The sequence below is a fragment of the Kushneria phyllosphaerae genome, from assembly GCF_900312995.1.
Classification (GTDB): domain Bacteria; phylum Pseudomonadota; class Gammaproteobacteria; order Pseudomonadales; family Halomonadaceae; genus Kushneria; species Kushneria phyllosphaerae.
In genome coordinates, this window is the sequence record NZ_ONZI01000002.1 from 188,436 (window position 1) to 209,850 (window position 21,415).

A 21,415-nucleotide genomic window follows, 5' to 3' on the forward strand; every position below is an offset into this window, starting at 1 on the left:
TTCCAGACGATGTCAAAGAGGTGGGCATTGCTTCAGCCCTGGGCGCTGAAAGTCCTGAACACTGGGTATCCATACCTGATAAATCCTGAAATCAATATTCAGGCCGGCATCCTGCCAGCCACTTAATGACGGCATCGTACAATATTTTTATACATCTTGTACAAGAAATGCCGGTTGATAACGTATTGGCTTCGGAAGCCCGTGGACAGCCTGATGCACGAGTTCAACGGCCAGAGACATAGAAAAGAACCTGTACAGATCGGCTCACTGCCATCAACGCCCGCCCATAAAAAAGCGGGCCGATACTGTGTCAGTATCGGCCCGCTTTAACCTTTCATACGATCAGGGGGTGCGCATGGCCAGCGCGTTGGCATCCAGTGCCCGACGCGACTGCCAGTAATGCCGACTCCAATAGGGGTTGTCCAGCCGCGAAATCTTGACGCCCCGTGAGCTTGAAGCGTGCATGAAGCGACCGTCACCAAGGTAGATCCCGACGTGACGGTCTCCTCGCCATGGCCTGAAAAAGACCAGATCACCCGCCTTGAGCGCTGTTTTTTCGATACGGCGACCGGTCAACACCTGCCCGGCCGTGGTTCGAGGAAGATCAAAATTGAAGCTGTCACGAAAGATTTGCTGTACCAGTGCCGAACAGTCGATACCACTGCTGCTTTCGCCGCCGAACCTGTAGGGCGTTCCTTCCCAGGTGTCGTACTCGGCCATCAGCGCCGCTTCTACATCGACCGGGTAGGCATCTTCAGGTGACATGTAATCATATCGAGGCGCCTGGCCGGCATTTCTTCCCGCTTTCGCTTTCGACGTTTTCACCGTCGAAAGCGAAAGCATTGCCGTGTCCTTTGCACCATCCTGTGAACCGGGCTGCGAGGCCGCACACCCTCCTAAAGCAAGACAAACCAGACCACTCATGATTATTCGCCGCATGTATACGGCCCTTTTTGTTGATCGAGCACTGGAAGCATCCTGAAATCATCACGTACAAATGAGAGAAAAGGCGTCGAAAATGACGCTTTCAGGATGTTAAGGAATTTGGCCTTGCCTGGCGAGTATTAAAAATTAATCAAACCACCCTTGTTATGACCAAAGTATTAATCGAAAGCCATACGAAAGTAACCAAAAAACACTAAAAAGTTACCTTTTGTGGCCCTAATGGAGAATGCGTGCATCGCCCGGCAGCGTATCTGCGTGCAAGGGCGGCCAGCGTCGGGGCTGCGTTCCCGGAAAATCAAGACTTGCCCAACACCCTGCCAGCGGTGGCAACCCTGTCTGCCAGGCGGTCATGGCATGATTGAACTCCGCCAGAAAATGATGGCGTTCGGGCGTGGCCACCATGAAAAAGCTGTACCCTGCCAGCATTCCCTTTCCATAGGCCCACCAGTCGCTATAGTGCCGCGATGCCAGCTGCAGCGCCTGATCCAGGTAGTGATGAAACTTTTCCGCACTCAGCCAGCCAAGCTGGCGCCCGGCCGCTGCAAGATCTACCAGCTGCGCGATGTCCCACGCAGCCATATCGATATCGTTGCAGTGATGATCGTTTTTCAACACCCGGCGCAGCCTCTCCAGATGCACGCCTTCATCTTCGCTGCGCTCGGCAGACTCCAATACGGCAATTTCCTGGCGCAGGCGGCGCTGGTTGAGCGTGTACGGCCCGTAATTGATCAGATATTCCTGACGATCCCCTGCCTCGACCAGAAAGTCGAGAAAGCGAATCAACGATGCAGTGCCCCCGAGACCATAATGACTGTCGAGCCAGTCCCGGATTTCGCTGGCCTGAACACCGTATTGTCTGTCGGGTTCACCCCAGAGCGCCGCATTGAGCGGTCCTGACAGCGAAAGTGCGGTAAATCTGGACAGGGACGGACGCCTGCCCGGCTCCTTTTGAAAGCCGGTCGGCGCCGTCAGCCAGTGAAAGGGGCTGCCGGGGTCATGGCGATGCCATTCGATGTCCTCGACCAGAGACTCCTGAGTGCTGTCCTCGGGCAGGGTCTGCTCCCACCGTACCCAGGCTTCCAGCATGGCATCCACGCAGAGGTAATGACGATCAAGCGTGGCGGCAAGTCTGGTGTAATAACGCGTCAGCAGCTCGTCTTCGCCATAGTCGGCGCTTTCGAACATCTGAAGATGAAAGGCATATTTCTCCGCCATGATGATGGTGGCCGACACCGAAGCACAGGCGGCCAGTTCCTGGCGATAGGCCAGCAGCTCGGGGGATGGCATACCAAAGGGGGTGTCGATCTCCGGCAGCCTGTCATGCTGCGCATCGGAGGCCAGTTGATTGAGATGATGCACCTGTCCCGGCATCCAGAAGCGCGAAAGTCCTGCCACGCCCTCTTCCGGGCGCCAGTCCAATATCTCATAAAGATACTCCCGGCTCTGTCGACGTTGCTCTTCGCTGACAGCCGGCGCCGTTGACTGACGATAAAGCAGATCCGATTCCCTGACCGAGGCTACCGCCAGTGCCCAGTGGCGGGCGCTGCTGCGCAGCCCACGGATCATGGCGCGCGAGCTAGCCCGCAGGTCATCATCCAGCAGCTGATGCAGCGGCCTTTGCCACGGGCTGTCGCTCGCGCCCAGCAGCAATTGCCAGTCATCAGTGAAGTTCTCCATCAAATCGAGCCCTTCATGCAGACTGCGACCGCGCTGCCAGGCCATTGCCACAGCATGCCAGCTGTCATAACGACGGGTCAGCAGGTCTACCCCATGTGCCGCAAAGTTTCTGGCCTCCTCCTGATCCAGCCACCCCATGGCCATCCCGGCCCAAGCCAGATCCACCAGACGCAACCAGTCCCACGCGGCCACATCACGTGGCTGCCCGTGCACGACAAAGGCCTCCAGTGTGGCAGCATAGGTCGCCTGTGGGGCCATGCTCGCGTGCCATTTCAGACGCTCGGCCGTGCTCATGGCTTCAAAGCGCTGATGATCCAGCTCCCAACCATGGCGATGCCCCTGTCCTGCCAGCCACAGCAACATGCGGATGAGCTCATCGCGCTCATGAATCGACCAGACCTGGCTCAGGAAATGTCCGGTACGCTCGCGCTCCAGCCCAGCCGTCGCCATGCTATCGACCATGATGGGCGCAAAGGGCGCACGGGCGCGCCATATGGCGCTGTCGCCGTCATCGGGCCATGGCGCCCGTGTTCCTCCTTCCTTGAGCCAGGTCAGCCACTTTGAGAGCGCCTGCTCATCCAGCCACTGCGCGTTGAAGGCCAGCACCAGCATGGTGACAGCTTCATCACGCTGCGCCTGATCAAGGCGCCCTATCATTTGCCACCCCAGTGCACCGGGCTCCTCGATCTCCATGCTGCGCAGGCGAGCAAGGGCACGGGGTACACTGATGCCACGCTCGGGTGGCACCTCACGATGCCAGCCATGGCTGGCCAGACGCTGGGCACACCAGATCTGCAGGCTCTCTTTCAAAAAATACCTCATGAGACAAATATGCGGTCACGCTGTTGCGGGGGCAGCCCTCATTGTAACCTGGACGGCCCCCTTTCCCTCAGCGAGGTTCCTGCGGATCGGCCATTCGCTCGGCATGTGTTTTGGTGCGCACCGGGGCCTTGGGCAGCATCCAGCTCAGGATCCAGCGCCGTATGCGCACGACAAACTGCTCCTGAAAGAGAATGCACAGGATGATGGTGATCAGCAGGTAGACCGGATAAAGCCAGATGGAGCTGGTGCCGGCCGCTGCCAGACACAGGCGCAGGTTATCAGCGCACAGGGAGGGCTCTCCCTTCAGGATCTGTTCGCTTCGACTGAAGATGACATAAAGCGGCACATGCAGGGCAAACATGGGCAGCGATGCACCACCCAGCCGTCCGGCAAATTTGGTCAACCGCTGGCTGTCAGGCGTTGGGATATGCACGCACAGATAGATCAGGGCCATTTCCGCCGTAAGCAAGAGCCCGTTGTGCAGGAGATAATACCAGGCGCGCCCATGTTCCAGCAGCCAGATCGCGACCAGACAGCACGCCACGATATACAGCATCAGTATTAGCTTGCCGCGCAGCTGCAACAATCTGCCGGCGTTTCTCTGCTGCACGTAAAAGGCGCACAGCAAAATGCCGGCAATAAACTCGGGCAGCCGGATAATCGGGTTACGGTGCAGAATCCCCGTTTCCGGCATATCAAACGGCGTAAAGGCAATCACGACCAGGGGTGGCACCAGATAGATCAGGTTGGTGATCAGGATTGCCAGCCGCGTTCTTTTGACCTTCATGAGTCTGGGGGCGACAAAGGGAAAGGTCAGATAAAAGAAAAACAGCGCCGAGATGGACCAGGACGGCGGGTTGAACGTCAGGTAATACGGGTTCCAGGCGTGCAGCATGAACACGTTGAGCACGACGTTAAACCACAGCTCAACATCGCCCATGGTGTGACGCAGGGCCTCGGGATTAACGATACCGGTGTCATTGTTGACGTCATAGAGCACAAAGCGCAGTGACGTGCCGGCATCCTGCGCCGTCAGGGCCAGATAGCCAACGCCTGCTGAAACCGCCATGGCCAGAAGGCACGAACCGATATGAATCGGATAGAGGTTGGCAAATCGCTTGGTCATGAAGCTTTTGGCCGGCTCGCGCATCTCTTGTTTGTCATTGAGATACACATGCGCCAGCAGAAAGCCTGACAGGATGAAAAAGGTACTGGTCGAGAAAAACCCAAGGTCCGTGACATAGCCCGACCAGTTTCTGATGGACGGGTAATTATGCAGGGTATGAAAGATGACGATGTAGAGACCGAGAAAGAATCTCAGCCACTCAAGTCCAATAAAACGCTCTTTGGAAGAGGCCATGATATCTACTCAAAGCACTGACGTAAGCGGGGCAAATCCGCCATGCCTTTTGGCAGATGACTGACAGATGCCGGTTTGGCAAGCAACATACGCAGCTCTCGTGCCAACGTCCACTCCAGAGGGTCATAATATGTTAATCCGCCGGCATATAAAAAACCCCGGCCTAGCCGGGGTTTTTCGTTGTGGAACCAATGCGATCCGTCAATGGCCTCAGGCCGGCTGAGTATTGGCTTCCGGATTACGGCTCCAGACACGGTGCTGGCCAAGGGCCTTTTTGAAGTCATCAAAGATGGCATCAACGCTGTCACCGGTCAGAACACCCTCATCCATCTTGATGTTGGCCGCTTCCAGCAGCGCCTTGCCCTCACCTACCGCAGCGATCACCTTCAGGTGCTTCCAGGCTTCCTGCGGATAGTAGCGACCCTGACCGCTGGACTTGAGCGTTTCAATGCTCTGGGCACCACCGGCGATCAGTACCGCATCCATGGTGACTGACGGCAGACCGTTGAGCATGGCATCGGGCGTAAGGGTATTGCCATTGCTGGCCTTCACCGGCGCCATGGTGGGCGCAATGATCATGCCCTTTGCACCTTCAGCCTTGAGCTTCGACTGCAGCGCCGTGACCTGATCAAGATCAACACCGTCCGCCACCAGAATGGCCACCTTGCGGTATTTGATGTTGCCGGGCAAACGCGCCATCAGACTCAGTGCCGGCGACTCGGTCAGCGTGCTCTTGCCCAGCTCTTCTGCCGAGGCCGGCTTCTCCGTGGGCGCATCAATGCCATGAATCTCGCCAACACGACGGGCCAGATCCAGATCGATGTTGGGCAGAATCTGCTGGATCACGCGCTCACGGATCCAGGGACGCTCGACCTTGGAGAGTTCAAAACCGTAGGCCTGAACGATGTGTTCCTTTTCCACATCTGTCTGGCTGTTCCAGAACAGGGTGGCCTGCGAATAATGATCGGCAAAGGAGGCACTGCGTCCGCGAACCTTGTGAGCATCGACGCGCTCATTGACCGATTCAAACCCGCCATTTTCCGCTGCCGGCGGCGTTTCACGCGGCCAGCCGTCATCGATCGAGTTGGGCTCGTAAGATGCCTGCCCCTTGTTGATCGTCATGCGGTGGAAGCTGTCACGCTGGTTGTTGTGCACCGGCGTCACCGGACGGTTGATCGGGATTTCCTTGAAGTTCGGCCCGCCCAGACGCAGCATCTGGGTGTCCAAATAGGAGAACAGACGCCCCTGCAGCAGCGGGTCGTTGGTGAAGTCGATGCCCGGTACGATATGGCCCGGGTTAAAGGCGACCTGCTCGGTTTCGGCGAAATAGTTGTCCGGGTTGCGATTGAGCGTCATCTTGCCCAGCGGTGTGACCGGCACCTGCTCTTCGGGAATCAGCTTGGTGGCATCCAGAAGATCGAAATCGAACTTGTGCTCGTCTTCTTCCTCGATGATCTGGACCCCCAATTCCCATTCCAGATAGTCGCCATTGCTGATATCAGTGGCCATTTCGCGGCGGTTGAAGTCCGGGTCACGACCCCACAGCAGCTGAGCCTCATCCCAGATAAAAGAATAAGTCCCCGCCAGCGGCTTCCAGTGAAACTTCACAAAGCGCGACTTGCCCTGCTTGTCGACCAGCCGGAAGGTATGAATGCCGAAACCTTCCATGGAGCGGTAACTGCGTGGAAAGGCGCGATCCGACATGGTCCACAGCACCATGGCAGCAGATTCAGGCATCAACGACACGAAATCCCAGAAGGTATCGTGTGCCGACTGGCCCTGTGGAATCTCGTTGTGCGGCTCGGGTTTAACGGCGTGCACAAAGTCGGGAAACTTGATCGCATCCTGGATAAAGAAAATCGGCATGTCATTGCCAACCAGATCCCAGTTGCCCTCTTCGGTGTAAAACTTGGTCGCAAAGCCGCGCACGTCACGAACGGTGTCGTTGGAACCGCGCGAACCCTGAACGGTGGAGAAGCGTACAAAGGTCGGGGTTTGCTGGCCGGCCTTGAAAACCGCCGCCTTTGAATATTTTTCGGCCTCCGGATAGGCCTCGAAAACACCGTGTGCAGCAGCCCCACGAGCATGCACGATGCGCTCGGGGATACGCTCATGGTCAAAGTGATTCATCTTCTCGCGGAAGATAAAGTCTTCCATCAGCGTCGGCCCACGCTCACCGGCCTTCAGGGAGTTGTGGTTATCAGCAATGCGTACGCCATTGTTGGTACGCAGATCATGACCTTCGGCGTCGTTGCGAAACTGCTCGAGGCTCTCGTTCTTGCTCTGGTCGCTGGTTTTAAAATCAGTATCGTGCGGGGCATCCGTATTGGATGCGCTATAAGGATTATTTGCCACGGTCCATGCTCCTCATCGAATTCGGCAATGAAACATTGCCGTCTGCCTGTCCATTGGCGGCGCATCAAAACTGCGCTCGATAACCATCTAGCCAGCGCACAAAAGCACTGACCCATCAATTCATGGCGCCTTGCGGCCCTTAAGCGTAGATAAATTTCTCGGTTTAAAAAAAGCCGATCCCAGAGTATGTGGTGAAAACTTATCCTGTGACGGTTTTTGGCCCCGGAACCTGTTGCTGGTGTCCCATATGCCCTGGCGTTCTAACAGGGTGGCGTGGTGTACACATGCAAAAAGGCTGCCGGGCAATGCCCGACAGCCTTTGATTTTTATTGAACGGCAACGATTCCGGGAGAACGACTATCGATCGAGCAGCGCCTTGAGATGTCGCTCGACGCGCTCACCGTAATCGCGGTCAGCAGAGTGACACTGCGCAATGATGCGCGCCCGCACGCTCTCATCGACCTCGGTCAGATCCTGGGCAATCGTGCCGGTCAGACGGTCGCGCTCACCATCATCAAAAAGACGATAAAGATGACCGGGCTGGGAGAAATTGTCTTCCTCGGTATTATCGTAATAACCCACCCAGGCGTTTTCTTCCAGTGGCATGGGCGGCTCGCTCACTCGGGCATCTGGTGCAGGAGCGCCCTGCATGACGCGATCATTGGGATAGAAGTTGGTGCTGGAATACTGCCCTCCCTGACCGTTGTCCCGCAGGGTGCCGGCCATGAAGCCATCGCGCTGGTAATTGTTGACCGGGCAGCGCGGCTGGTTGACCGGAATCTGCTGATAATTGACCGTCAGGCGATAGCGATGCGCATCGGCATATGACCACAGTCGTGACTGCAGCACGCGGTCCGGTGAGGCACTGACCCCCGGCACGAAGTTCGACGGGCTGAACGCCAGCTGCTCGACCTCGGCAAAGTAGTTGTCCGGATTGCGATTGAGTTCGAGCTGACCGATCTCCATCAGCGGGAAATCGGTATGCGGCCAGACCTTGGTCAGATCAAACGGATTGATGTGATAGCCGCGCGCCTGCTCTTCTGTCATGACCTGCAGCTTCACTGTCCAGGCCGGAAAGTCGCCCTGCTCGATATGGCTGAAAAGATCAGCCTGATGATGATTGACCGGCAGCGCCTGCGCCTCTTCAGGGGTCATGTTGCGAATGCCCTGATTGGTCTTGAAGTGCCACTTGACCCAGACCCGCTGCCCCGCATCGTTATAAAGGCTCAGCGTATGCGAACCGAAGCCGTGCATGGTGCGATAGCTGTAAGGCATACCCCGGTCGGACTTGAGGATTGTCACCTGATGGAAGGACTGCGGATGGTTGGCCCAGAACTCCCACTGGTTCTGCTGGCTGGGCAGATTGGTGCGTGGATCCTTTTTCTGGGTATGAATAAAATCGGGGAACTTGCTCGGCTCACGAATGAAAAAGACCGGCGTATTGTTGCCGACCAGATCAAAGTTGCCTTCACGGGTATAGAACTTGACGGCAAACCCGCGTACGTCACGAATGTTATCCGCCGAGTCCTGACCGCCGGCCACGGTTGAAAAGCGCAGGGCGACCGGGGTTTCGGTGTCCATGCCACGCAAAAAATCGGCAATGGTCAGGTCGGACAGATCACGGGTAAGACGAAAGGTACCAAAGGCAGCACTGCCGCGCGCATGCACAACCCGCTCGGGGATCTGTTCACGATTGAAATGGGCCAGCTTTTCAAACAGACGCCAATTGTCAAAGGTCAGCGGCCCATTACGGCCGGCGGTGATGCTGGCATCATCATTGGGGACGGGCGCACCGTTGGCCGTGGTGTAGCGAATGGGGGCTGAGTCGGTCATTGATTGCTTTCCTGTATGAGGCTTCAACAGGTGATAAATTTACACAATCAATCGACGGGTTTTTAATCGGCTTTCCCAATTTGAGCGATTGCCAATACTGTATGGACACTGGCTGTAAAAGATGAACAGCAGGGCCTGACACAACGACGCCCGGCATTGCCGGGCGTCGAAGGGAGAAAGCGTTCGGCAGGGTCAGACCTTGCCGTTCCCCTTGCCCTTGATCAGAGAGACCAGCCACAAAAGAATCACTGAGCCAATAATGGCGACCACCAGTGATCCAATGATGTTGTTGGAGCCGATGCCCAGCATGCTGAAGATGGCACCACCCAGTACTGCCCCCACGATACCCACGACAATGTTGCCAAGGATACCGAAGCCGCCACCACGCATGATCTTGCCGGCAATCCAGCCAGCCAGACCGCCAATGATCAGCCAAAGAATAATGCTCATGGTCTTCTCCCTGATAACCACCCTGCTTGAATGTTTTGCCCTTGCCCCGGCCGGGAAGCCTGCAGTTAACCTGCAGTACTGCCTAGACTATAGACGCTATGCGCCAGGTTACCAATCACATTGCTTTCAGGCGGCGTGACATGCAATTCGCTACAATCGAGACCACTCATTCGACAACGACCGTGAACAAGGACGACCATGCCGCTATCGCTGCCCGGTTATGCCGGTGACTGGCTTGAACGAAGCCTTGACCGGCAGGTGCGCCTGGCGGTTACCGGGCTGTCGCGCGCCGGCAAGACCGCCTTTCTGACCTCGCTGGTCAACCAGCTGCGCCATGCAGGTCTTGATGCCCGTCTGGACATGATGAGCTGCGCCCGTGAAGGCAGGCTACTGGGAGCACAGCGCCAGACTCAGCCGGACCTTTCCGTCCCCCGTTTTCCCTATGATCAGGCGCTGGCCGCCCTTGAGGCCGCGCCCCCTGACTGGCCCTCACCGACCCGAGGCATCAGCGAACTTCGACTGCTCATCCGCTACAAGAGCCGTACCAGCAGCCGCCATTTTCTGGGCGAGCAGCGCACGCTTACTCTGGATCTGATCGATTATCCCGGAGAGTGGCTACTGGATCTGCCCATGCTGCGCCAGAACTATCAGCAGTGGTGTGAAGCCCTGAGCGCCCAGCTTACCGGTCGCAGACGCCGCTTTGCCGAAGGCTTTCTGGACAGGGTCCGTCATTTTGATCCGGCGGCCACGGCCGACGAGCAACAGCTGGCCGATATCAGTGCCGAATACGCTCGTTCGCTTAACAGCGCGCGAAATGAAGGCGGCTATACCTGGGTGCAACCGGGACGTTTTCTACTGCCTGGCGAGCTTGATGGCGCGCCGGTGTTACAGTTCTTCCCGCTACCCATGGAACAGCTTGGCGATCCGGCGGCCCTGGCAGAGCTACCGGCCGACAGCAATTATCAGACGCTTGCACGGCGCTTTGAACACTACAAGCGCACCGTCATCGGCCCCTTTTACCGCCAGCACTTTCGCCGCTTTGACCGCCAGATTGTGCTGGTGGACGTGCTGTCGGCCCTCAATGCCGGCCCCGATGTCTTTGACGACCTGCGCCACGCCATCGCCACGCTGATGCAAAGCTTTGACTACGGCAGTCGCAGCCTGTTATCGCGGCTATTCAATCCTCGCATTGATCGGCTGGCGATTGCGGCGACCAAGGCCGATCACGTCACCCCCGAGCAGCATGACAATCTGCTGTCCCTGGTACAGGCGCTGATGGCGGAACCGCTGCGGGATCTGCGCTATGCCGATGTCCCGGTCAGGTCGCTGTCGCTGGCCGCCATTCGTGCCACTCAGGCCCGCACGGTCGAACATGACGGCAAGCGTCATCCGGCCCTCAAGGGCACCACCGAATCAGGTGAAGAAGTGCTGATGTTCCCGGGCGAGGTACCTTCAAAACTGCCGGACGCCGACTTCTGGCAGCGCCAGGGGTTTGATTTCACGGCGTTCAGGCCGGCGCCTCAAGGCCTGGGAGAAGCCCTGCCCCACATCCGCATGGACAGCGCGCTGGACTGGTTACTGGGAGATAAACTGCGATGAGTGATCCACGTCCGGGCAGACGCTTTGATGTCCAAAACGACGCCAAGGCGGCCACTGCCGCGGAAGCACCGGCATTCGAACAGCACTTTGTGCCGGTGGACCCGGCCCCCGGCGCGCGCTATCAGCTGGACAGCGTGCATCATGCGCTGGAAGAGGAAGCGCCGCCCGAGCAGATCGACAGTGCGCTGGACCACGCGCTGGCAAAGCCCAAAAAACGTCGCTGGGGGCTTTTGAGCGTACTGGCAGGCACGCTTGTCATGGGCGGCGTTCAGGCCGTCGACACCTTTCAGAACGCCTGGTTTGGCGGTGACTGGGTCAATGGGGCCTGGAGTGTGCTGGGTCTGGGCGTCGTCACGCTGGCCGGCACCTCGCTGGCGCGTGAGCTGGTGCGTCTCAAGCGACTGCGCCGACATGCCCGCCTGCGCGAGGACATCGATACCCACATCACGGACACGCAGATGGACGGCGACCGGATGCAGAGTTTGTGCAACCGCCTGCGCCTTCAGATGGGGCTGGGCCACCGTGACCCGCACTGGCAGGACTTTCTGCGCGCCCGCCAGGCCCATCACAATGCCCGCGAAACCCGCGACCTTTTCAGCCATTACGTGTTGGCCCCACGGGATGCCAGCGCGCGCAGACTGATCACCCGCATGTCGAGCGAAACGGCCCTGCTGGTGGCCATCAGCCCGGTCACACTGATCGACATGGGCCTGATGGCCTGGCGCAATCTGCGCATGATCGATCGTCTGGCGGCGCTCTATGGGCTGGAGCTGGGCTATGCCAGTCGTCTGCGCCTGTTCCGGGCGGTGCTGGCCAACATGGCCTTTGCCGGTGCCAGTGAACTGGCCACCGAAGTCAGCATGGACCTTCTATCGATGAATCTGGCCAGCCGCCTGTCCGGTCGCGCCGGTCAGGGCATGGCCAGCGGCCTTCTGACCGCACGTCTGGGCATTCGCACCCTGAAAATGCTGCGTCCACTGCCGTTTGAGGATGACCGCGCCCCGAAACTTGCCGATCTGCGCCGCCAGCTCTGGCAGCAGATGAAGCGTGTCGATGACGGCAAGGCCGATCGGAAAAAGGCCGAGGATATCTGATGTGCCCCCTTCGGCGCCCCCGGTGCTCGCAAGACCAGAGCGTCAGGACAGCAGATCCTGACACAGCAGCACTAAAACACGAGGCGCAGCGTCTAGAGAGCAAACAGTTCGCGCAGCTTCACGGCCACACCGGCTTCGGTGTGCGCCTTGATCAGTTCGGCATCGGGCGCCCGGGTCAAAAGCTCCGGATGGGCGTTGCCCATCGCAAAGGCACGGCCGGCATTTTGCAGCATGTCGGTATCATTGAGGTTGTCCCCGAAGGCGACGGTACGCGATACCGGAATATCAAGCTGGGCGGCCAGACGGTTAAGCATTTTTCCCTTGGAAGCCTCCCGCTCCATCACTTCCAGTGAATTCTCCAGTGAATAGGTGATGTGGGTACGCGCCTCGAAATGAGCACGAATGCGCGTTTCGATTGCCTTGAGCAACACGGGATCGCCGATAAAGAGCACCTTGCCCACCTGCTGCCCGTCAACGCCGGCCATGTCGACCACGTCATAGGTAAACCCGGTACTTTCGTGAAAGGCCAGCAGCTTCGGCTCGGGGGCATCGATCAGCCAGCGATCGCTGGTGTAGAGATTGATGCGCACCTCTTTGGGCACATCCATGTCCAGCACTGCACGCACGATGTCGCGGGGCACCAGAATTTCATGGATCAGTTGATCGTCAGGGCCGTGAAGATGCGCCCCGTTGGCCGAAATGATATGCGCATTGACCCCGAGCTGGCGCCGGACCTCGCGGATGTCCTGATAATGTCGTCCCGAGGCGATGGCCAGCGAGTGGCCCTGTCGCTCGAGCGTCTGAAAGGTCTCAATGGTAATGTCATCAAGGCCATGGTCGGCGTTGAGCAGCGTTCGATCCAGATCGGTCACGATCAGATGAGGCGTCATGCAATCTCCTGTACATGGTAAAAGCCGGCATGGCAGACCTTCATTGTAACGTCTGCCTGCCCTGTAATGATGTGCACAGCTCACCCGCCAGCTGTAACGCCCCTTCGACGCTGCTGCCTCTAGGGTGAACCAGCACGTGGCCGAGTGTCTGCGGCACTCGGGAGGCCAGTGTCGGGGCCAGCCCGCCACAAAGAGCCAGCGGCAGCTGTGCCGTGGGGTCGAGCGCCTGATACATCAGCGCGATATCCTCACCGGCCTGATGCAGCAGCGCCTGAGCGACCGGATGATCGCCGTATCGGACAACCACCGGGGCAAGCGCGGCAAACCGGGTCTGATCGGCACTGGAAAGCCAGTGCGTCAGCGTGGCCACACAGGTGACAGGAGCGTTTGAAAGCGTTGACATCGTCTCGCACAGCGCGCGGGAAAAGTCATCCGGCGCGACGCGCCCATCCAGCGCGTGCTGTGCATGGCGACTGGCTCGAAGCCCCAGCCAGGCACCGCTTGCCTCATCGCCCGAGGGAAAGCCGTAGCCGCCCACGCTGACACGCCGGCCATCGCCATGCAGCGCCTCACCGACACTGCCGGTCCCCAGCGCCACGATCGCTCCGGGCTGCCCCTGATGCGCCCCCACCAGCGTGGTGAAGGCATCGCTTTCAAGTCTCAGACCTGCAAGGTCTGGCGCCGCCTGGCAAAAGGCGTCGCGCCACGACCACTGATTGGCACCGGCCAGCCCCAGCGCCATATGGCACTGCTCAAGGGGCAACGTGGCGCCCAGCGCCTGCCGAGCCTCATCCAGCAGTGCAAGGATGGTGTGCCAGGCCTGCGTGACGCCCAGGGCCAGCCCTGACGGGCTGCCCGAGACCTCAACGCAGTGGCCCTGCCACTGCGCCATCAGTCGAGTGCCGCTGCCGCCGCCGTCCACGCCCACGACCAGCGCCTTGTCAGCGGCCATCGCGCTGAATCTCCGCCTGCAGCTGCTGCGCCACAATCCAGGCCTGCTCGCCCAGAATCAAATGCAGGCAATGGTCACCGATGCGCTGCACGCCCGCGGCGCCCAGCGATGACAGGGTGTCGTGATCAAGACGTGACAGCTCACTGATCTCAAGACGCACGCGCGACAGCGCCACCAGCTCGCTGCGGCGAAGATTATTAACGCCCCCCAGCGCTTCGAGCCAGCGGGACAGGTCTGCATCCTTCAGCGCGCTCTGCCCGGACCTCTCCTGCTCGGCCGACGGCGCCATGGTTCGGGCGATATCCGGCGCCTCCACCGGCTTGCCGCGCGCCCTCAGTGCCGTACGAATGTCTTCGGCCACGCCATCGGCAATCGGGCCCATGACCACCTGCAGGTGGCCCCCCTTGAGCCTGAGCACGCCTCTGGCACCCAGCCCCTTGAGCGCGGCCTCATCAATCTGCTCAACGTCCTGAACCACCAGCCTCAGTCGCGTGGTACAGGCCCCGACCGAGGTCAGATTGTCCCCGCCGCCCAGTGCCGTGACAAAGGCCGGGCCGCGCGCCTGCACTTCCCCTTCTTCAGGCGCGGCCGTCCGGGTGACGGGTTCACGCCCCGGCGTCTTGAGATCAAAGCGCACGATGGCCCAGCGAAAGATCATGTAATAGAGCACCGCGTACAAAAGCCCGACCGGGATCAGCAGCCAGCCGCGACTGGAAAGGCCATAGGAGAGCAGATAGTCAAACAAGCCAGCGGAAAAAGTGAAACCGAGTTTTACTCCCAGCCAGCTCATCAACGCCATCGACACGCCGGTCAGCACCGCATGCACGGCATACAGCGCCGGCGCCAAAAAGATAAAGGTAAATTCCAGCGGCTCGGTGATACCGGTCAGAAAGGCGGTCAGGGCCAGCGAAAAGAGCATGCCCCCCACCCGGGCGCGCTGATCCCTTGCAGCGGTGTGATACATCGCGAGTGCCGCCGCCGGCAGGCCGAACATCATTACCGGAAAAAACCCGGTCATGAAGCTGCCGGCATTCGGGTCGCCGGCAAAGAAGCGGTGAAGATCACCGGTGGCGCCTTCATAGTTACCAAAGACGAACCACACCAGCGAGTTGAGCACGTGGTGCAGCCCGGTAATAATCAAAAGCCGATTGAGCGCGCCATAGACAAAAAGCCCCAGCTCGCCGGAGTCGATCATCCACTGCCCGCTCTGATCGATGGCGTGTTGAACCGGCGGCCAGACCCAGCCAAGCCCCCACCCCAGCGCCAGCGCGGTCAGTCCGGTCACGATCGGAATGAAGCGCCGTCCGGCAAAAAAGGCCAGGTAATCGGGCAGCGCAATGTTCTTGCAGCGGTTGTACCAAAGACCGGCCACCACTCCCGCGATAATGCCTGCCAGAACCCCCATGTTGATGTCGGGATTGAGCGCTTCAAGCACCGCGGTAATGACCAGATAACCGATCGCTCCCGCCAGGCCCGCAGCCCCATTGCTGTCATCGGCAATGCCCACCGCCACACCAATGGCAAAGATCAACGGCAGATGTTCAAAGATGGCATTGCCGGCCTGAGCAATGAAGGCAATGTCCAGCAGATCGGGCTGGCCCATGCGCAGCAAAAGGCCGGCAATGGGCAGTACCGCAATCGGCAGCATCAGGGAACGCCCGAGCTGCTGAAGCGCCCCCATGAAATCAAATCGCATTGCGTGGTGCTCCCTGATGAATGGTTGTAGAGGTCGCCACCTGATCGTTCAACCATTGTTCCAGACGCTGTCGCAGGGTGGCACTGTCGATGGCTTCATCGAGCCATTCGCGCAGCCGGCGGGCCAGTGCCGCGCGGTCCAGCTGTCGAATACCGGCCTTGACGGCAGCGACTCGCGCCGGCTCCACTGAAAGCTCATCCACCCCGAGCGCGACCAGCGCCGCCCAGGCCTGCGGGTCGCCCGCGGCGGCACCGCACACCCCCACCGGACAACGGTGACCGGAGGCGCCCTTCACGGTCAGGTCGATCAATCGCAGGACCGCGGGATGCAGCACATCGGCGCGACCGGCCAGGTCAGGGTCCTCGCGGTCCATGGCCAGGGTGTACTGGGTGAGGTCATTGGTGCCAATGGAGAGAAAATCCGCCACGCGCGCGATCCGGTCGGCACACAGAGCGGCGGCAGGCACCTCGATCATCGCCCCCAGCTCGGGCCGACCCTCAAGATTCATTTCACCGGCCAGAACCTCGATGCGTTCGCGGACGGCCACGAGTTCAGCGGCCTCGGTCACCATGGGCACCATGATACGAAGGCGGTCCAGCGGTCTGACGGAAAGCAGCGCGCGCAGTTGAACATCCAGCAGCGCCTGATGGCGTGCCATCAAACGTACGCCGCGCGTGCCCAGCGCCGGATTGGGCACACGAGGCAGCGAGAGGTAATCAAGCTGCTTGTCGGCGCCGATATCCAGCGTGCGGATAATGACCGAATGGGCACCCATACTGTCCAGCGCCTGCTGATAGATTTCACGCTGTGTTTCCTGATCCGGCGCCTGCTGGCGTGCCATGAACAGGAACTCGCTGCGCATCAGCCCGATCCCATCGGCACCGGCCTCATGGGCCAGACGGGCGTCCTCCGGATCTGCAACGTTGGCACAGACCTCGATCAGCACATCGTCCTGCGTACGGGCCGCTTCATGGGCGACCTCGCGCTCGGCCATGGCGCGCGCCCGCGCCTGCTCGATCTGCTGGCGCGCGTCATCCAGCTGACCCGGCGTTGGCCTGAAGGTCAAGGCCCCCTTTTGCGCATCCAGAATGGCAGTGGCGCCTTCATGGTGGCCCACGGCCTCCATGAGTCCGGCGCCCATGGCGGCCAGGCAGGGCAGGCCGCGGGCCCGGGCCAGCAGTGCCACGTGCGAGGTCGTGCCACCACCGGCCAAGCAAAGGCCGACAGGCGCCATGCGATCCAGCGCCAGCAACTGCGAAGGCGTGATCTCCTCGGCCACCACGATCGCCCCCGGTGTCATCTCGACATGACTGTCTGCCGCGGCGTGTGGCACCAGAAGCGCAACCAGCCGCTCCTGTAAATCACGCAGGTCATCGGCACGCGCCGCCAGCAGGCGGCTTTCACTCTGACGAAGTGTCCTGACGCGGCTTTCCAGCACCTCTCGCCAGGCAAAGGCAGCACTACGCCCGGCCTGGATATGCGCAAGACTCTCCTCTCGCAGGGCCGGGTCATCCAGCCAGGCCTGATGCGCTTCCAGAATATCGGCTTCTTCCTGACGCCCATGATCCCGCGCCTGCTCGATATCAGTGATCAGCGTGTCGTTGAGCGTACTGATGGCGTCCGCCAGCTGCCGCTCGGCGACCTCGGCACTCTCTTCACGGTCAGCATTGATCTCAATACGGGAACGTTCAAGGCGCACCAGCGGACCCACGGCGAGGCCCGGACTGGCCATTAGCCCGTAGCCGGTGGTGTCATTGCCAGTGGGCACCGATGCTGGCGTCTCATCGGTCTGCTCGCCCTGCATGGGATCATGCTCGGCGGCTTCCGGCGTGGTCAAAAGCGCGGCGGCCTCCCCCAGAGCGGCGGCAGCATTGGAGCCACGCGCAATGATGGCCAGCGTATCGCCATGGCGCAGGGAAAGCCCCATCAATGCGGTCAGACTGGCGGCGTCGGCCTGATGTTCGCCGCGCTCAAGCACGAGGGTGCACTCATGCTGGCGGGCAATGCCGCGAAGACGCGCGGCCGGACGCGCGTGCAGCCCGGCGGCCAGTGCCAGCGTGACCTGTTCGCGATATTCGTTATTGGCGCCCTCTGTCATACCGGAAGACGCACCTGCAGACAGCGCCACAAGTGTCATCAGCGCCGCACCGCGCTCGATCACACCACCAGGTGTTACCTTTTCAAACTCACAGCGCCATTGATCATTGCTGGTCACGACCAGTGGCGTGATCAGGCTCAATGCCCGGCAGGCCAAAAGGTCTGCATCGAAATCCCACAATAGATCGCCCTGCTGGACGCGATCGCCCGGCGCCACATGAACGATGATGCCCTCACCTTCCAGATCCACGGTATCCAGCCCAAGGTGAATCAGGATATCGCAGCCCTGATCGGTCTTGATCGTCAGGGCATGGCGCGTGCGTGCCAGATGCACCACCTCGCCGTCACAGGGGGCGAACAGCTGTGACTCCAGCGGCTCCAGTGCAATGCCCGGCCCCATGGTCTGCTGGGCAAAAACGGGGTCGGGAACCTGATCAAGCGGCACCAGCACCGCTTTAAGAGGGGCATGCAGCAGCGTCTGCGCAGGCGTCGAATCAGCAGTCTCGGACATGAGAGGGTCCTGTTGTCATTGTCATGGCGTCATGGCCGTTCTGTCAGTCGGTTAACACCGACACGCCTTTAGCGCGTCTGCGTGACCTTGTTAAGAAATTCGGGGCGGTCGGGATCATGCCCTGTAACGCGCGAAAGTGCTTCAATCATCAAATAAAAGCTCTGAATGGCACAAAGGGGCGCCAGGGCGTCGTGTGGCGCCTCGGCAATGGTGAGATCTCGCGAGGCCACCGCGGCATCGGCCGCCAGCAGCACCCGCGCCCCGCGCGCGCGAAAGGTGTCAGCCAGATCGACAAGTCCCTTCTGCGCCTTCCCTTTCGGTGCCAGAATCAGCACGGGATAGTCGCGCCCCACCAGCGCCATCGGTCCATGCTGCACCTCGGCGCCGCTGAAGGCTTCGGCCTGAATCACGCAGGTTTCCTTGAACTTGAGCGCCGCCTCCTGAGCGATCGGCAAGCCGGCGCCGCGGCCGATGACCAGAAGCTTGTCCACATCGCGCAACGCGTCTACGCCGATGTGCCACTCATGGCGACAGGCCTGTGCCAGTGACTCGGGCAGCGCGGCCAGCCCTTCCAGCAAAGCGCGGTCCTGCTGCCAGTGCGCCATCACAGAAGCACTGGCTGACAGCGTGGCCAGAAAGCTTTTTGTGGCGGCCACACTTTTTTCTTCCCCGGCCTGCAGGTCGATGACGTGATCGGCGCCATGGGCCAGCGGCGAGTCCACGGCATTGACCATGGCCAGGCTCAGCGCCCCGCCGCCTTTCAGGGCCTTTTGCGCCTCGACAAGATCAGGGCTGCGCCCGGACTGCGACACGGCCAGCGCCAGGGTATGTTCGACCTGCCAGGCGGTATCATCCAGCGTGCACAGCGACAGCGGCAGTGACGCACAGGGCCGACCGGTCATCTGCATCATCAGCCGGGCAAAATAACCGGCGGCATGATCGGAGCTGCCGCGCGCCACGGTCATGGCATCATGCAGGGGTCGATGACGCAGCACCTCGCCCAGCTGCGTCATGGTGTCGCGATTGACGCGCCACTGCTCGGCAATGCGTTGTGGGGCACTCAGCGCCTCGTCGCGCATCAGGGACATGATCACTCTCCAGCGTCAGCATCGTAAAAAGGATAGACCGCCGCGCAGGTCATTCGATCACCGGGCATCCGGCAACCCACACCTGTTCGACATCAAGATTTGGGGAAAGCGTCACGATATCGGCGCGATAGCCCGGCGCAAGTACCCCGCGGTCATTTAATCCCAGATACCGCGCCGGCCACAGCGACAGGCGCCGGGACGCTTCCGAAAGCGTGAGCCCCAGCCCGGTCATATTACGCAGTGCCACATCCATGGTCAGTGCGCTGCCGGCCAGCCCGCCATCGGCCAGACGTACGCTGTTCCCCTGTTTGAATACCCGGTGCTCGCCCAGGCGATATTCGCCATCGGGCATGCCTGCCGCTGCCGTGGCATCGGTGACCACATAAAGATGCGGTATGGCACGGCGCGCGGCCAGCACGGCGCCCGGCTCAACATGAATCAGATCCCCGATCAGTTCGGCGTAGTCAGCGTGTGCCAGTGCCGCGCCCACGACGCCGGGCGCGCGGTGATGCAGCCCGCCCATGGCGTTATAAAGATGGGTAAAGCCCCTGGCCCCGAGCTGGAGTGCTTCAACACACTGATCATGCGTGGCGGCCGTGTGCCCCAGCTGAACCCTGACGCCGCGGGCAGCCAGCGCCTCAATCAAGGCCATGTGCCCCTCGATTTCCGGCGCCATGGTAATCACGCGAATGGGTGCCAGCGCGTCAAGCTCGTCAAAGGCTTCAAGCGTTCCCGGGCGGGCATAAGGCGGCTGGGCGCCCAGCATGTCAGGGTTGATAAAGGGCCCTTCAAGGTGAATACCCAGAATATCGGCTGCCCGATCAGGCGGCGTGGCCATGACACTTCCGGCATCACGAAAGGCCTTCAGCAGTGCCTCACGGGAGGCCGTCATGCTGGTCCCCAGAAGGCTGGTGGTGCCGAAACGCGCATGCGTGCGGGCCAGCACGGCCAGCGCGTCGCCACCTTCCATGAGGTCCGCCCCACCGCCGCCATGAACGTGCAGATCAATAAAGCCGGGGATGATTCTTGGCGCATCATTGTCTTCTGGATCCACCGGCGTCCCGCTGATTCCGGCGATTCGGCCCTGTCGGAGTGTCAGCTCGCCCTTGAACCACCCTTCCGGCGTCAGTATGTTGCCTTCCAGTGTCATCACCCGTTTCCCTGTCTGCCCATGCGTGGTTCGCCCGATTGAAAGTGCCCTGATTGATATCCCGTCACAACACCCCAATTCAATACCGTCATATCTTCAGCGCTGCATTGTCTTCAATCAAGCGGCGCTGTCCTGTCATCACTCAAGGTCTTCACTCAAGGTCTTCAGACAAGGGGTCTCGGTAATGACGACATTGATTATCGGCGCCAACGGCAAGATTGGCCGCCGCCTTTGCGAGCAGGCCGCGCACCGCGGCCATCCAGTGCGCGCAATGGTGCGCGATGAGCGGCAAAAGGCGTTTTTTGAGTCGCTCGGCATTGACACCATCATGGGCGATTTGACCGGTGAGATGGCGCATGCCCTTGAAGGCTGCGATCAGGTGGTCTTTACGGCCGGCTCCGGCGCCTCGACCGGGCTGGACCATACGCTGATGGTGGATCTCAATGGCGCCATGCGTGCCATCGACCTTGCAAAGGCACACGGTATCCGGCGCTTTTTCATGGTCAGTACGCTGCATGTCGACCCGCTTGAAGGCCCGGAAAAGCTCAGGCCCTATCTGGTCGCCAAACGCGCCGCCGATGCCTATCTACAGTCTTCAGGACTTGAGCAGGTTATTTTGCGTCCGGGTCGACTCAGCGACGACGCCGGCAGCGGTCGCATCGAAACCGATGCAGAGCAGGCCACCACCGCAGACGTGTCGCGAGACAACGTCGCCACGGCGCTTTTGACCCTGCTGGAGCGCCATGCGCCCCTCCCCACCGAGATTGTTTTGCTCGATGGCAACAAGCCCATCGAGCAGATGCTGGGATAACAAGCGTCTGCCCTGCCACCCTCCGGTGGGCAGGGTGCCTCTTTCACCGGGTCGTATGAGGCCTTATAGTGGGCCCCCGATTCCC

Annotated in this window: 15 protein-coding genes; 3 read left to right on the forward strand and 12 right to left on the reverse strand. The window is 60.3% G+C overall.

From position 1 onward, the window contains the following. Positions 1-342 precede the first annotated feature (342 nt). The 6 genes from KSP9073_RS06740 to KSP9073_RS06765 all read right to left on the reverse strand — a co-directional run bounded on the left by KSP9073_RS06740 (position 343) and on the right by KSP9073_RS06765 (position 9,442). Positions 343-765, reverse strand: a complete 423-nt coding sequence (locus KSP9073_RS06740; RefSeq protein WP_243409150.1) for an NlpC/P60 family protein — start codon at positions 763-765, stop codon at positions 343-345. Between the two features lie 396 nt (positions 766-1,161). Continuing rightward, positions 1,162-3,432 (reverse strand): YbeU/YbeR family protein, encoded by a 2,271-nt coding sequence (locus KSP9073_RS06745; protein WP_165814187.1) that lies wholly within the window; start codon positions 3,430-3,432, stop codon positions 1,162-1,164. A 79-nt stretch (positions 3,433-3,511) separates the two neighbouring features. Beyond that, a complete protein-coding gene (locus KSP9073_RS06750) occupies positions 3,512-4,804 on the reverse strand; it encodes an acyltransferase family protein (protein ID WP_108842222.1) in 1,293 nt (430 codons plus the stop codon). 210 nt (positions 4,805-5,014) lie between these two features. Continuing rightward, on the reverse strand, positions 5,015-7,159 hold the full coding sequence (gene katE, locus KSP9073_RS06755; RefSeq protein WP_108842223.1) for a catalase HPII: 2,145 nt from the start codon (positions 7,157-7,159) through the stop codon (positions 5,015-5,017). 357 nt (positions 7,160-7,516) lie between these two features. Then, positions 7,517-8,992 carry a catalase gene (locus KSP9073_RS06760; protein WP_108842224.1) on the reverse strand — a complete coding sequence of 492 codons (1,476 nt, stop codon included), beginning with the start codon at positions 8,990-8,992 and terminating at the stop codon, positions 7,517-7,519. 192 nt (positions 8,993-9,184) lie between these two features. Then, on the reverse strand, positions 9,185-9,442 hold the full coding sequence (locus KSP9073_RS06765; RefSeq protein WP_090130525.1) for a GlsB/YeaQ/YmgE family stress response membrane protein: 258 nt from the start codon (positions 9,440-9,442) through the stop codon (positions 9,185-9,187). 198 nt (positions 9,443-9,640) lie between these two features. Here KSP9073_RS06765 and KSP9073_RS06770 point away from each other — a divergent pair, with 198 nt between their 5' ends. Together KSP9073_RS06770 and KSP9073_RS06775 are read left to right on the forward strand one after the other, a co-directional pair. Further along, positions 9,641-11,041 carry a YcjX family GTP-binding protein gene (locus tag KSP9073_RS06770; RefSeq protein ID WP_108842225.1) on the forward strand — a complete coding sequence of 467 codons (1,401 nt, stop codon included), beginning with the start codon at positions 9,641-9,643 and terminating at the stop codon, positions 11,039-11,041. Then, positions 11,038-12,135: a YcjF family protein gene (locus KSP9073_RS06775; RefSeq protein ID WP_108842226.1), complete on the forward strand. Its 1,098-nt coding sequence runs from the start codon at positions 11,038-11,040 to the stop codon at positions 12,133-12,135. Before KSP9073_RS06770 ends, KSP9073_RS06775 begins: the two co-directional genes overlap by 4 nt. A 92-nt stretch (positions 12,136-12,227) precedes the next feature. On the opposite strand, the gene KSP9073_RS06780 is transcribed toward KSP9073_RS06775, so the two are convergent. The 6 genes from KSP9073_RS06780 to nagA all read right to left on the reverse strand — a co-directional run bounded on the left by KSP9073_RS06780 (position 12,228) and on the right by nagA (position 20,519). After that, complete coding sequence (locus KSP9073_RS06780; protein WP_108842227.1) at positions 12,228-13,025, reverse strand: HAD family hydrolase; 798 nt, start codon at positions 13,023-13,025, stop codon at positions 12,228-12,230. Between the two features lie 40 nt (positions 13,026-13,065). Continuing rightward, positions 13,066-13,977 (reverse strand): glucosamine kinase nucleotide-binding domain-containing protein, encoded by a 912-nt coding sequence (locus KSP9073_RS06785; protein ID WP_108842228.1) that lies wholly within the window; start codon positions 13,975-13,977, stop codon positions 13,066-13,068. After that, a complete protein-coding gene (gene nagE, locus KSP9073_RS06790) occupies positions 13,967-15,673 on the reverse strand; it encodes an N-acetylglucosamine-specific PTS transporter subunit IIBC (protein WP_108842229.1) in 1,707 nt (568 codons plus the stop codon). Before nagE ends, KSP9073_RS06785 begins: the two co-directional genes overlap by 11 nt. Beyond that, positions 15,663-18,281 (reverse strand): phosphoenolpyruvate--protein phosphotransferase, encoded by a 2,619-nt coding sequence (ptsP, locus tag KSP9073_RS06795; RefSeq protein ID WP_108842230.1) that lies wholly within the window; start codon positions 18,279-18,281, stop codon positions 15,663-15,665. Before ptsP ends, nagE begins: the two co-directional genes overlap by 11 nt. 68 nt (positions 18,282-18,349) lie before the next feature. Continuing rightward, entirely contained in the window at positions 18,350-19,369 is a 1,020-nt protein-coding gene (locus tag KSP9073_RS06800; protein WP_207771436.1) for an SIS domain-containing protein, read from the reverse strand. Between the two features lie 49 nt (positions 19,370-19,418). Then, positions 19,419-20,519, reverse strand: coding sequence for an N-acetylglucosamine-6-phosphate deacetylase (nagA, locus tag KSP9073_RS06805; RefSeq protein WP_108842231.1), 1,101 nt, complete (start codon positions 20,517-20,519; stop codon positions 19,419-19,421). Between the two features lie 184 nt (positions 20,520-20,703). Between nagA and KSP9073_RS06810 the strand changes: the two genes are divergently transcribed. Beyond that, positions 20,704-21,330, forward strand: a complete 627-nt coding sequence (locus KSP9073_RS06810; RefSeq protein ID WP_108842232.1) for an SDR family oxidoreductase — start codon at positions 20,704-20,706, stop codon at positions 21,328-21,330. Positions 21,331-21,415 lie beyond the last annotated feature (85 nt).